The following is a 12500-nucleotide window of genomic DNA, read 5'->3' as shown; positions in this document are numbered from 1 at the left end:
GAGAGCGAACGATGGAAACCGAGTGTTACCGAACGGTGTCGAGGACGAGTTTCTGCTCGACGCGCTTGACCTCGTGTTGAACGTCGCGGACGGCGTCGATGTTCGCCGAGATCGAGGAGACGCCCTCGTTGACGAGGAACTGCACCATCTGTGGTTTCGAGCCGGCCTGCCCGCAGATGCTGGTCGCGACGTCGTTCTCGCGGCAGGTCTGGATCGTCTGGCCGATGAGTTCGAGGATTGCGGGATGGAGTTCGTCGAAGCGGTCGGCGACCTGTCCGTTGTTTCTGTCCACGGCGAGGGTGTACTGGGTGAGGTCGTTCGTCCCAAACGAAGCGAAGTCGATGCCCGCATCGGCCATCGCCTCGATACAGAGCGCCGAGGCGGGCGTCTCGATCATCACGCCCCACGAGCGCTTGTCGGGGTCAATACCGGCCTCCTCCATGAGATTCCGTGCCTGAATCACGTCCTCGACGTCGTTGACGAGCGGGAACATGACTTCGACGTTGTCGTAACCCATCCCGTAGAGCTGGCGGAAGGCTTCGAGTTCGTGGACGAAGACGTCCGGTCTGTCGAGGCTGCGCCGGATGCCGCGATAGCCCAACATGGGGTTGTGCTCGTCGGGTTCGCTCTCCCCACCCTCCAACTGGCGAAATTCGTCGGTGGGGGCGTCGAGCGTGCGCACGCGCACCGGTCGGGGGTAGAACTCCTCGGCGACCCCTCGAATCCCCTCGACGATCTCCTCGATATAGGCCTCCTCGCCGTGGTCGTCGATATATTTTTCAGGGGTCTTGTTCGTCGAGAGGATCATGTGCTCCATCCGGAGCAGACCCACGCCGTCCGCGCCGGTCGCGGCGGCCCGCTCTGCGGCCTCCGGAATCGAGACGTTGACCTTCACCTCGGTCGCGGTCATCGGCTTCACCGGGGATTGCGGGCGGACTTCCTCGACGGCGTCGCGCTCGCCGTCGCCCACCTCGCCCTCGCGGATCGTCCCTTTATCGCCGTCGATGGTGATGCGCCGCCCGTCGGAGAGCGTGCTCGTCGCGCTCTGGGAGCCGACCACGGCCGGGACGCCGAGTTCGCGGGAGACGATGGCCGCGTGGGAGGTCATCCCACCCTCGTCAGTGACGATGCCGCTCGCGCGCTTCATCGCCGGTACCATGTCGGGCGTGGTCATCTCGGTCACGATGATGTCGCCCTCACCGACTTTGTCCAACTGATCCAACTGGTCGACGACGGCCACCGCGCCGCTGGCGATGCCCGGACTCGCGCCGAGGCCCGTGAGCAGCACGTCGTCGCTCGATCCGGATGCGTCGCCGCCGTTGGCGACACTCGCCTCCGCCGACTCGTCGTCGGCGATGGTCGTGATGGGTCGCGACTGGAGCATGTAGACCTCGCCGTCGATGATCGCCCATTCCACGTCCTGGGGCTCGCCGTAGTGGCTCTCGACTTGCTCGCCGATGTCGACCAAACTCCCGAGTTCGTCCTCGTCGAGCACCTGCGCCTCGCGTTTCTCGCTCGGGACGTCGACCATCGTCGTCTCGCCCGTCTCGGGGTCCTTGACGCACATCGTCTTCTTGTCGGCGACGGTAACGGAATCGAGGTCGCGGTCTTCGCGGTCGACGACGTAGTTGTCGGGCGAGACCTCGCCCGCGACGACGGCCTCGCCGAGTCCCCACGCGGCCTCGACGATGAGTTCGGGCGCGCCAGTCGAGGGATGGGAGGTGAACATCACGCCCGATTTCTCGGCGTCGACCATCCGCTGGACGACGACCGCGATATCGACGTCCCGGTGGGCGAAGCCCTGCTGTTCGCGGTAGTAGATCGCTCGCTGGGTGAACAGCGAGGCCCAGCACTCCTTGACGCGCTGGACGAGGTTCTCTCCTGTGATATTCAGAAAGGTCTCCTGTTGGCCCGCAAAGGAGGCGTCGGGCAGGTCTTCGGCGGTCGCCGACGAGCGCACCGCGACGAACGCCTCGCCGTCGTCGAGGTTTCCGTAGGTTTCGAGGATCTCCTCGCGCAGTTCTGTGGGCATCTCCGTCCCCAGAATGAGGTCTTCGGCCTCGGCCTCGGCGGCGGCGAGCGCGCTCGAATCGTCGGCATCGACGTCGACGGCCTCGAACAGCGCCTCGTCGATGCCGGTCTCCTCGATGAACGAGCGGTAGGTACCGGCGGTGACGACGAACGCCGGCGGGACTGGCAGGCCAGCACCGGCGAGTTCGCCCAGCGACGCCCCCTTGCCGCCGACGGCGTCGATGTCGTCCTTGCCGACCTCGTCCAGCCAGAGTACAGCCATTGGGTGCACAATCACGAACGTCGATAAAGAAGGTTCCGAACCGCCAAGGATGGCGACAGGTGCTAACACGGACCGCGAACGCAGAGCACAACGACTTAATGGGTGGCCCCGTCTTCCAATCGAGCCATGCCAGAGCGCGAGGACTTCACCTGCACCGTCACCAACTGGGAGTACATCTACGGCCGCTGCCGGGCGGTCGCCGATCAGGTCAGGACTACTGATTTCGAACCCGAGGTCGTCGTCGCGCTCGCGCGCGGCGGCTGGTTCGCCGGGCGCTGTCTCTGTGACTTTCTGGGACTCGACGACCTCACCAGCCTGAAGATGGAACACTACGTGGGAACCGCTGCCAAAAGCGGCGAGCCCGAGATCCGTTATCCGATGCCCGAGGGGTCGGTCGCGGGCAAGGACGTTCTCATCATCGACGACATCGCCGATACTGGAGGATCCATCGAGCGCGCCCACGAGTACGTGACCGACCGCGACCCGAGCGACGTCCGCACCGCGACCGTCCAGTTGTTGGGCACCAGCGAGTTCGAACCCGATTATGTGGGAGAACACCTCGACAGCTGGACGTGGGTGGTCTACCCGTGGAACTTCATCGAGGACATGACCGACCTCGTGAGCGGCGTCCTGGAACCCGATACAAGCGTGGATATCGACGAGATCCGCCACCGGCTCGCCGAACACCACGGCATCGACCGCATCGAGATGGAGATCGCCCAACCCAACAGAATGACCGAGGTGCTCGCCGAAATGGAGCGCCGCGGTATCGTCGCGCGCGAGGGCGAGGAGTGGCGGCTGCTGGAAACGGGAGACGAGCGATGATCGGTCTCATCGGCGGCAGTGGCATCTACGAGGCACTCGACCTCGACGGGGAGGACGAAAAGGAGGTCGGGACGCCCTTCGGCACGCCGAGCGGTCCCATCACGGTCGGCGAAGTCGACGGACGAGAAGTCGCCTTCCTCCCGCGACACGGCCCGAATCACGAGCACTCGCCGACCGACGTGCCCTACCGGGCGAACATCTACGCCCTGAAGGACCTCGGCGTCGAGCGCATCCTCGCGACCAACGCCGTGGGGAGCCTCCGCGAGGACCTCCCGCCGCGGACGCTCGTGATCCCCGACCGGCTGTTCGACCGGACGCGCCACCGCGAGTACACCTTTTTCGGCGACGGGATGGTCGTCCACATGGGCTTCGCCGAGCCGTACTGTCCGCACATGACCGACCACCTCGCCGTAGCAGCCGAGGAGACCGGCGAAATTTCCGGAACGGCGCAAGCGGGCGCGGGCGTCGAGCGGGGCGGAACCTACGTCTGCATCGAGGGCCCTCAGTACTCCACCCGAGCCGAAAGCGAGTTCTACCGCGCACAGGGCTGGGACGTCGTCGGGATGACCACCGTCCCGGAGGCGAAGCTCGCCCGTGAGGCCGAACTGTGTTATGCGACCGTCGCCGGCGTCACCGACTACGACGTCTGGAAGGAAGACAGCGAGGTGAGTCTGGAGGAAGTGCTCGACAACGCCGCCGCGAACGAGGAACGCATCAACGCGAGCATCGAAAACGCCATCGAGTCGATGCCCGAAGAGCGCGACTGTGACTGCGCACACGCACTCGAAGGGACCATCAACACCGCGAGTGAGACGATTCCCGCGGAGACCAGAGAGCGCGTCGCGCTGCTCGCGGGTGAGTATCTCGACTGAGTGCGTTGCGAGCGCAAGCCCATAGCATAGGGAGACGGCGACCGTTCTTCCGACGATGAGCGACGCACTCGACGGCAAGACGGTCGGTATCGTCCTCGCACCGCGCGGCAGCGAGGAAGCCGAGTTCACCGAACCACGCGACGCCGTGGCCGAGGCCGGGGCCAGCGTCGAGGTCATCGGCACCGAGACCGGCGAGGTCCAGACGGTGAACGACGACCTCGAACCGGCCGAAAGCTACGAGGTCGAGAAGTCGTTTTCGGAGGTCTCCGTCGAGGACTACGATGGCTTGGTGATTCCTGGTGGGACCGTCGGCGCGGACACCCTCCGAGGGAACGACGATGCGGTCGAGTTCATCCACGATTTCTTCGCCACCGAGAAACCGCTCTGTGTCATCTGTCACGGCCCGTGGACACTGGTCGAGGCCGACGTCGTCGACGGCCGGAAAGTGACCTCCTACCACAGTCTCGAAACCGACGTCCGCAACGCGGGCGGCGAGTGGGTCGACGAGGAGGTCGTCGTCGACGAGGGACTGGTGACCAGTCGCAACCCCGACGACCTCGATGCGTTCTGTGACAAGGTCGTCGAGGAGATCGAGGAGGGTCCCCACGACGACCGCGAGACCGACGACGTCTGAACCGGATCACGAACCGAATTTTTCACACGGCTCACGAACCCGCCAGTACCGACGCCGACTCACGGTTAACTCCCTGCGGATGCCGCGGGCTATCGTCTCACCGTCGGCCGTCGTCGCGGACGTATTCGAGCGCCCGGACGAACGCCTCGATATCGACTCGGCCGTCGGTCTCGTCGAGTCGCTCCCTGATGCGTTCGGGTGTCATGATCCACGTCAACGTATGTCACGAAGTGACATGAGTCTTTTGCCGGTAGTGTGTGGGGATTCGAGCAGCACATAGTGGGTTGGACGACGAGTACGCCGCACTCAGTCCGCGATCGCCTCGGTCGAGCCGGAGTCGGCGCTCGGGTTCTGCACCCAGAGGTCATCGAACAGTTCGTCCTGCTGGAGGCGGACGTGGCCCCGGTGTGAGAGGAAGAGGATGGCGAGAAACGTCTCGACGCGCGACCCGCCCGCCGTGTCGATCTCGGCGTAGAGCACTTCCTCGCGCCCGGCGTCGTACTGCTTGCGGAGCACGCGCTGGACGTCGGCGATGGTCGTTTCGATGTCCTCGCCGTGCGCAGTCCCCGTCACGTCGGCCTCGGTGGGTTCGTCGTCCACCCGGACGTCGTCGCCCGAGCGGTAGTCGAGGGTCTGGGTGCCGCGCTGGAATCCCTTCGGTGAGCCGCTGGTGTCGTAGGTTCTGGATTCCTTCCACCACGAGTCGCGCTCGGCCTCACGGAGTTCGCGCACGAGTTCGTCCAACGTCTCCGGCGTGCCGCGCGCGCCCTTCCGATCGAGCCGGCGATCCATCTCGTCTTCGAGCGCGGCCACCGGATCCGGCCCGAACTCCTCGGGCGGTTGTTCGTAACCCCCTTCCCACGGTTTGATTTCGGGTTCGGGCTCCTCCGCGGGTTCGAGCAGCGCTTCGCTCTTCATCCTGAGGAGCACGCTCGCATAGAAGAGCGCCCGGCCCGAGGTGCGGAGATCGGCGGCGTCAAGGCGTTCGAGGAAGGCATCCGTGACCTCGACGACGTCGATGTCCCACGGCTCGATCTCGCCCTCCTCGGCGAGCCTCACGAGTAATTCGACCGGCTCGACCTCTTCGTCTTCACCCTCCACAGCGCCGCCCGCCGCCTCAGTCATCGGCGGGCATCTCCTGTGCGAGGTCGATACCAGTCACTGCCGAGACGTTGTCGCCCTGCATCGTCACGCCGATGGCGCGCTCGGAGCGTTCGAGCATCGCCGAGCGGTGCGAGACGACGATGAACTGTGCCTCGCTGGCGAGTTCGTCGACCAACTCGCCAACCCGCTCGGCGTTCGCTGCATCCAGAAAGGCGTCGACCTCGTCGAGCGCATAAAACGGTGCGGGGTTGTGGCGCTGGATGGCGAAGATAAAGGCGAGCGCCGTCAGCGACTTCTCGCCACCGCTCATCGCGTCGAGCCGTTGGATCGGCTTGTCGCCCGGCTGGGCCTTCATCGTCAGCCCGCCCTCGAAGGGATCGTCTTCGTCTTTCAAATGCAGGGTCCCCGACCCCGCCGAGAGCCGCTCGAAGATGTCCTCGAACTGCTCGTTGATGGCCTCATATGAATCCATGAACGTCTCCCTCTTCTGGGCCTCGTAGGAGTCGATGCGCTCCTCGATGCCGTCGCGCTCGTCGGTGAGGGTGGCTTTCTTGTCGGTGAGGTCGTCGAGGTCCGCCTCGACGGTGTCGTACTCCTCGATGGCGAGCATGTTGACCGGCTCCAACTCCGCCATCTCCTCCTCCAGGCGCGAGATCTCCCGCTCAACCTCCTCGTGGTCGGGAATCTCGTCGGGGTCGTACTCGCCGACGACCGATTCGAGTTCGTCGATCTCCCAGTCCAGTCGCTCGCGGCGTTCGCGGAGGTTCTCCAGTTTGCTCTCGACTTCGTTGACCGACTCGCGCTGTGCGTCGCGGGCTTCCTTCGCGTCGGCGAGCTCGCCCTTCAACTCCGCACGCTCGTCTTTCAGTTCGGCGAGTTCGTCTTCGAGGTCGGCGACGGCGGCTTCCTTCTCGGCGAGTTCGTCGTCCTGTTCGTCGATCTTCCCTTCGAGGTCGTCGATGCGCTCTTCGCCCTCGGCCTTGCGGTTCTGGGCGCTTTCGATCTTCTCGTGGAGGTCGTCGATCGACTCCTCGGCGTACTGCTTTTGCAGTTGCAGTTCGTTCAACTGGCCATCGAGGTCGTCGAGGCGGTCTTCGAGATCGTCGATTGTCCCCTCGATTTCGTCGGCTTCGCTCGTGAGTTCCGGAATGTCCGAGTCTTCGAGTTCGGACTCCAACTCCTCGATGTCGCCTTCGATGGCCGCGATTGCCTCGTCGTGGTCGGCGATATCGGCCTCCAGACTCTGCATCTCCGCGTCGACCTCCTCGCGGGCCGCCTCGATTTCCTCGATGTCGTCTTCGAAGTCGTCGATACGCGATTCGACCGCTTCGCGCTCGCGTTCTTTCTGTTCGATGTCGTTTTCGATGTCGCGGACCTGCTCTGCGGCCGCCGACCGGCGCTCGCGCGCGTCGTCAAGCCGGCTCTCGACGTCCCGAACCTCTTCTTGAACGTCGCGGCGGCGCTCTTCGAGGTCGGTGATGCGGTCGGCGACGCGCTCTAGCTGGCCCGCGCTCGACTCGAATGAGTAGCGCGACCCGCTACGCGACCCACCGGTCATGGCGCCGCTCTTCTCGACGAGTTCGCCGTCGAGCGTCACGAGTCGGTAGTCGCCCATCAACTCGCGGGCGGTCTCCATGTCCTCGACGACTAAGGTACTGCCGAGCACGTAGGAGAAGACGCCCGCGTACTCGTCGGGAAAGTCCACGAGGTTGTACGCGAAATCCACGACTCCCGGCTTGTTGGGTCGGCTCGGTACCGACCGCCGCTGCATCTTCGTCATCGGCAGGAAGGTCGCCCGACCCGCGTTCCTGGATTTCAGGTACTCGATGGCCTGCTGGCCCACGCCGTCGTCCGAGACCACGACGTGGGCGAGCCGCCCGCCGGCGGCCGTCTCACACGCCGTCGCGTACTCGTTCGGGACGCCACCCAACTGCGCGATCGTGCCGTGAATGCCATCGAGGTCGGCGTTGAGAACCGTGGAGACCGCTCTTCCATAGGAGGAACCGCTGTCGTCGGTCTTGGCTTCGAGACTTGCGTACTCGTCCTTGGCGGCACGGAGTTCCTCCTCGATCTCGTCGAGGTCCTCACCTCGCTCCCGTTTTTCGTCGGTGAGATCCGAGACGACGCCCTCGATGTTCGCCTCGTTCTGTTCGGCTTTCCTCAACTCGTCTTCCAGATCGTCGATTCCGGCCTCGATCTCGGGGATTCGCTCGCGAGTGTCGTCGAGGTCACCTTCCTTTTCGTCCTGTTCGGTCGAGCGCCGCCGGGCCGCGTCCAACAGTCTGTCCTGCTCGCGCTGTTTTTCGTTTTTCGCGCTCTTTTCGGCTTCGAGCGCCTCGCGGCGCTCCGCGAGGTCGGCTTTCACCTCGTCGTAGGCGGTGTCGCTCTCCTCGATTTCCGTCTCGACGTCTGCTAACTCGCTCTCCTTGTCCTCGATGTCGGCCGTAATGGAGGACTTCTCGACTTTCACGCTCCGGATCTCGCCTTCGAGGTCGTCGACCTCCTCCTGTTTCTTGTCGAGTTCGACGAACGCCTGCCGACGCTCGCTTTCGGCGTTCCCGATGCGCTCTTCGGTGCTCTCGATTCGATCTTCGAGCCTGCTTTTCTCGCCCTTTATCTCCTCGATCTCGCGCTTGATGGCGAGCTGTTCGTCCTCGCCCTTGCGCTCGATTTCGTCGTTGAGTTCCTCTAGCTCCTGTTCGAGCCGCGATACCTTGCCCTGCCGTTCGTCGAGTTCGCGCTGGAGGTCTTCGAGCTCGCCTTCGCGCTCGTCGATTTTCTCATCCGTCGAGTCGAGGCTGGCCCGTTTTTTCTCCAGTTCGGCGGCTTTCCGATAGGTCTCGTACTCCTCCTTGTCCTCGCGCAGCGACTGGTATTCGAGTGCCGTCTCGCGTTCGTCCGCCAACTGCTCCAAGCGTTCCTCTTTCTCCCCGATGCGAAGTTCGGCCTCGTCGATGCGCTCCTCGACGACTGCCAACTCCTCGAAGGCGTCCTCTTTTTTCGCGTCGAAGGCCGCCACGCCGGCGATCTCGTCGATGATCTCCCGGCGCTCGCCGGCGGTCATGTTGATGATCCCCGTGACGTCGCCCTGCATCACGACGTTGTACCCCTCGGGCGTGACGCCGGCCTGTGCGAGCAGATCCTGGATGTCCGAGAGATTGACCGAGCGACCGTTCAGATAGTAGTACGAGTAGTAGTTGTCCTCGGTCTGTTTGACGCGGCGCTTGATGGTGATCTCGTCGACGTCACCGACGTCCTCGGAGCCGGCGGCGCTCTCGACCTCCGCGCGTGCGAGCGTCCGTTCGGCGTTGTCGAGCACCACCTCGACGCTCGCTTCCCGAACGCCGCCACCCGACTCCCCACCCTCCTCGTGGCCGGGGTTGTAGATGAGGTCGGTGAGTTTTCTGGCACGAATCCCGCGGGTGCGGGCGAGACCCAGACAGAAGAGTACGGCGTCGATGATGTTCGACTTGCCGGAGCCGTTCGGCCCGCTCACAGTGGTGAAATCCTCGTAGAACGGGATTCGTGTCTTCCGGCCGAAACTCTTGAAGTTCTCTAGGACGAGCGTTTTGATGTGCATGGGGTGCTCGTGGGCGGCCTACGCGACGATGATGTCGTCGGCCTCCGATGAATCGTTGTCCACAGAATCGTCCTCGGCGGGGTTAGCTTCTTCGTTTGCGGTCGATTCGTCGTTCCCGTTCTCGGTGACGGAGCCGACGCCGGCCTCAATGTACTCGTCGCCTGCCTCGTCTTCGAGGTCGGCGAGGCGTGATTTCGTCTGCATCAGTTCGTCAGTGAGGCCGGAGATGGAGGCTTCGAGTTCTTCGACGCGCGATTCGAGTTGCTCGACGCGGTTGCCGCTCATGGCCGATGGCGGCGTTCCGTGGGCATAAACGTGCGTCAGACAAATATATACAAATTGATGTTTATGGGATGGGGTTTCGCGGGCGGCGATGGCGTCATGTTTTAGCGGGCGCGGCCGGATAGAGGCGACAATGAGCACCCACGCCGCCAGTGCCAGCGAACACAGCGTCGTCATCGGGCTGGAGGTCCACGTCCAGCTCGAGACCGAGACCAAGGTGTTCTGTAGCTGTAGCACGGATTTCGAGGACAGTGAACCGAATTCTCATACGTGTCCGACCTGTCTCGGCCTGCCGGGCGCGCTCCCCACCCTGAACGAGGCGGCCGTCGAGGGCGCGCTCAAACTCGCGGCAGCCATCGACGCCGACGTGCCCGAGGAAAGCCACTTCCACCGGAAGAACTACTACTATCCCGATCTCCCGAAAAACTTTCAGATCACCCAGTACGACTCGCCGCTCTGTCAGGACGGCGAACTCACGGTCACGGTCGAAAACGACGAACGCACCATCGCCATCGAGCGCGCACATTTGGAGGAGGACCCCGGCAGCCTCCAGCACGCTGGCGGGGGTGGCGGCATCGACAGCGCCGAATACACCAGAGTCGACTACAACCGCGCGGGCGTCCCGCTGATGGAGATCGTCACCGAACCCGACTTCAGGAGTCCCGACGAGGTCCGTGCCTTCCTCGCCAAACTGGAGGAGGTACTCGACTACCTCGGCATCTTCGACAGCAGTCGGGATGGGTCACTGCGCATCGACGCGAACATCTCGCTCGTCCCCGAGTCGGAAGTCGACGCCGACGGCGCGATCGGGCCGGACGCGCTCGCGGCGGCCAACCGCACCGAAGTGAAGAACATCTCCAGTCACAAGGGGGCCGAGCAGGCGCTCGCCTACGAGGTGACGCGACAGAAAAACGCCCTCCAGCGCGAGAGGACCATCGAACAGGAGACTCGCCACTGGGACGAATCCCGGGGTGTGACCGTCTCGATGCGCTCGAAGGAGGACGAGAAGGATTACCGATATTTCGCCGAGGCCGACCTCCCCGTGCTCCGTGTCAGCGACTGGGCCGAAGAGGTGGAAATCCCCGAACTCCCCGACGCCCGCCGCGAGCGCTTCGCCGAGGAGTACAGCCTCACACCCGCCGCGGCCCGAAAACTCACCTCCACCCGCGAGGTCGCGGACTTCTACGAGCAGGTGGCCGACCGCTTCGATCCCGACGTGGCGGCGTCGTGGGTCGCCGACACCTTACTGGGTGAACTCAACTACCGCGACATGGCTATCGCCGACGTCGAGGGGCGACGCGACGAATTCCACCATCTCATCGAACTCGCCGAGACTGACGAGATCACCGAGAAGAACGCGGAGGAGGTCGTGTTGCGGGCGATGCTCGACGAGGGGCTGTCGCCGGACGAAGTGGTCGAGCGCGAGGGACTCGGAACCACGGATGAGGACGAAATCGAGAGCGCCGTCGCGGCGGCCATCGAGGAGAACCCCGAAGCGGTCGAGGACTATCACGCCGGCGAGGACGGCGCACTCAATTTCTTGGTAGGGCAGGTCATGCAGTCCACGGGTGGGAGCGCCGACCCCGGCACGGTGAACCAGACACTTCGAGTGGAACTCGACGGCTGACGGTCGAGTGGCGGCCGCCGAAGGCCGGTACACATTTGTGCGCTACTGTGTACTGTCGAGATACGATGAGCAACGATGACGCGGAGCACGTCGGCGAGTTCGAGGGCTACGGGGGCCGCCACGTGCCCGACCCGCTCGTGGATCCGCTCCAGGAACTCGCCGATGCGTTCGACGAAATCGCCACGACCGACGACTTCCGCGCGGAGTTCCACTCGATCCTCGAAAACTTCGCGGGGCGACCAACGCCGCTCTTCCACGCCGAGCGCCTCTCGGAGCGCTACGGGGCCGAGATCTACCTCAAGCGCGAGGACCTCCTGCACGGTGGGGCGCACAAGATCAACAACGCCGTCGGCCAGGCGCTGCTCGCCGAGCGGGCGGGCAAGTCCCGACTCATCGCCGAGACCGGCGCGGGCCAGCACGGCACCGCGACCGCGATGGTCGGCGCGCTGTTCGACATGGACACCGAGATCTACATGGGCGAAAAGGACATCGCGCGCCAGCGGATGAACGTCTTCAGGATGCGGCTGATGGGCGCGGAGGTCAACGAGGTGACCCGGGGCGGGGCGGGCCTCGCGGACGCGGTCGACGCCGCGCTGGAGGATTTCGCCGCGAACGTCGACGACACTCACTATCTCGTGGGGTCGGTCGTCGGCCCGGACCCATTCCCGCGGATGGTGCGGGAGTTCCAGTCGGTCATCGGCCGCGAGGCACGCGACCAGTTCCGCGAGCGAACGGGCAGCCTGCCGGATGCGGCGGTCGCCTGCGTCGGCGGCGGGTCGAACGCGATGGGACTGTTCGACGCCTTCCGCGACGATCCCGTGCAGTTCTACGGCGCGGAGGGTGGCGGCGAGGGCGGTGATTCGACCCGTCACGCCGCACCGCTCGCGGCGGGCACCGACGGCGCGCTCCACGGGATGCGTACACGAGTACTCGACGACGAGATCGAGGTCCACTCGATTTCGGCCGGGCTCGATTATCCCGGTGTCGGTCCCGAACACGCGATGTTCCGCGCGGTCGGGCGGTGTGAGTACCGCGCGGTGCCCGACGAGGATGCGCTCGCGGCCTTCCGTGAACTGAGCGAGACCGAAGGCATCATCCCGGCACTCGAAACCGCTCACGCGCTCGCGCTCACACGGGAAATCGCCGACGATCACGACTCGATCCTGGTGAACCTGAGCGGGCGCGGCGACAAGGACATGGCGACCGCCGCGGAGGAGTTCGACCTCGGCTGAACCGCTCGCGTCTGCGAAAGGTTTAGAAGCCGTATCGGCGTATCGCCGCCA

Annotated in this window: 9 protein-coding genes; 5 read left to right on the top strand and 4 right to left on the bottom strand. The window is 64.6% G+C overall.

From position 1 onward, the window contains the following. Positions 1 to 25: 25 nt before the first annotated feature. Positions 26 to 2293 carry a pyruvate, water dikinase gene (gene ppsA / locus ACP97_RS13915; protein ID WP_049998391.1) on the bottom strand — a complete coding sequence of 756 codons (2268 nt, stop codon included), beginning with the start codon at positions 2291 to 2293 and terminating at the stop codon, positions 26 to 28. A gap of 126 nt (positions 2294 to 2419) precedes the next feature. Between ppsA and ACP97_RS13910 the strand changes: the two genes are divergently transcribed. The 3 genes from ACP97_RS13910 to ACP97_RS13900 are packed head-to-tail and all read left to right on the top strand — an operon-like array spanning position 2420 to position 4624. Next, positions 2420 to 3118 carry a phosphoribosyltransferase gene (locus ACP97_RS13910; protein ID WP_049998390.1) on the top strand — a complete coding sequence of 233 codons (699 nt, stop codon included), beginning with the start codon at positions 2420 to 2422 and terminating at the stop codon, positions 3116 to 3118. Further along, on the top strand, positions 3115 to 3990 hold the full coding sequence (mtnP, locus tag ACP97_RS13905; RefSeq protein WP_049998389.1) for an S-methyl-5'-thioadenosine phosphorylase: 876 nt from the start codon (positions 3115 to 3117) through the stop codon (positions 3988 to 3990). Before ACP97_RS13910 ends, mtnP begins: the two co-directional genes overlap by 4 nt. 55 nt (positions 3991 to 4045) lie before the next feature. Further along, a complete protein-coding gene (locus ACP97_RS13900) occupies positions 4046 to 4624 on the top strand; it encodes a type 1 glutamine amidotransferase domain-containing protein (protein WP_049998388.1) in 579 nt (192 codons plus the stop codon). 306 nt (positions 4625 to 4930) lie between these two features. Here the strand turns inward: ACP97_RS13900 and ACP97_RS13895 are convergent, their stop codons facing one another. The 3 genes from ACP97_RS13895 to ACP97_RS13885 are packed head-to-tail and all read right to left on the bottom strand — an operon-like array spanning position 4931 to position 9593. After that, positions 4931 to 5749 carry a segregation/condensation protein A gene (locus tag ACP97_RS13895; protein WP_049998387.1) on the bottom strand — a complete coding sequence of 273 codons (819 nt, stop codon included), beginning with the start codon at positions 5747 to 5749 and terminating at the stop codon, positions 4931 to 4933. Next, entirely contained in the window at positions 5742 to 9308 is a 3567-nt protein-coding gene (gene smc, locus ACP97_RS13890) for a chromosome segregation protein SMC (RefSeq protein ID WP_049998386.1), read from the bottom strand. Before smc ends, ACP97_RS13895 begins: the two co-directional genes overlap by 8 nt. An 18-nt stretch (positions 9309 to 9326) precedes the next feature. Next, a complete protein-coding gene (locus ACP97_RS13885; RefSeq protein ID WP_049998385.1) occupies positions 9327 to 9593 on the bottom strand; it encodes a DUF7518 family protein in 267 nt (88 codons plus the stop codon). A 130-nt stretch (positions 9594 to 9723) separates the two neighbouring features. On the opposite strand from ACP97_RS13885, the gene gatB reads away from it, so the two are divergent. Together gatB and trpB are read left to right on the top strand one after the other, a co-directional pair. Beyond that, complete coding sequence (gene gatB, locus ACP97_RS13880; protein WP_049998384.1) at positions 9724 to 11217, top strand: Asp-tRNA(Asn)/Glu-tRNA(Gln) amidotransferase subunit GatB; 1494 nt, start codon at positions 9724 to 9726, stop codon at positions 11215 to 11217. Between the two features lie 65 nt (positions 11218 to 11282). Further along, positions 11283 to 12449, top strand: a complete 1167-nt coding sequence (gene trpB / locus ACP97_RS13875) for a tryptophan synthase subunit beta (protein ID WP_049998383.1) — start codon at positions 11283 to 11285, stop codon at positions 12447 to 12449. Positions 12450 to 12500 lie beyond the last annotated feature (51 nt).

This window comes from Halococcus sediminicola (assembly GCF_000755245.1).
Classification (GTDB): domain Archaea; phylum Halobacteriota; class Halobacteria; order Halobacteriales; family Halococcaceae; genus Halococcus; species Halococcus sediminicola.
This window is presented reverse-complemented; position numbering and strand designations above follow the sequence as displayed.

Excerpts from the sequence above, each read along its gene's own strand:
- ppsA (WP_049998391.1), bottom strand. The coding sequence starts at position 2,293 with ATGGCTGTACTCTGGCTGGACGAGGTCGGCAAGGACGACATCGACGCC.
- ACP97_RS13910 (WP_049998390.1), top strand. The coding sequence starts at position 2,420 with ATGCCAGAGCGCGAGGACTTCACCTGCACCGTCACCAACTGGGAGTAC.
- mtnP (WP_049998389.1), top strand. The coding sequence starts at position 3,115 with ATGATCGGTCTCATCGGCGGCAGTGGCATCTACGAGGCACTCGACCTC.
- ACP97_RS13900 (WP_049998388.1), top strand. The coding sequence starts at position 4,046 with ATGAGCGACGCACTCGACGGCAAGACGGTCGGTATCGTCCTCGCACCG.
- ACP97_RS13895 (WP_049998387.1), bottom strand. The coding sequence starts at position 5,749 with ATGACTGAGGCGGCGGGCGGCGCTGTGGAGGGTGAAGACGAAGAGGTC.
- smc (WP_049998386.1), bottom strand. The coding sequence starts at position 9,308 with ATGCACATCAAAACGCTCGTCCTAGAGAACTTCAAGAGTTTCGGCCGG.
- ACP97_RS13885 (WP_049998385.1), bottom strand. The coding sequence starts at position 9,593 with ATGAGCGGCAACCGCGTCGAGCAACTCGAATCGCGCGTCGAAGAACTC.
- gatB (WP_049998384.1), top strand. The coding sequence starts at position 9,724 with ATGAGCACCCACGCCGCCAGTGCCAGCGAACACAGCGTCGTCATCGGG.
- trpB (WP_049998383.1), top strand. The coding sequence starts at position 11,283 with ATGAGCAACGATGACGCGGAGCACGTCGGCGAGTTCGAGGGCTACGGG.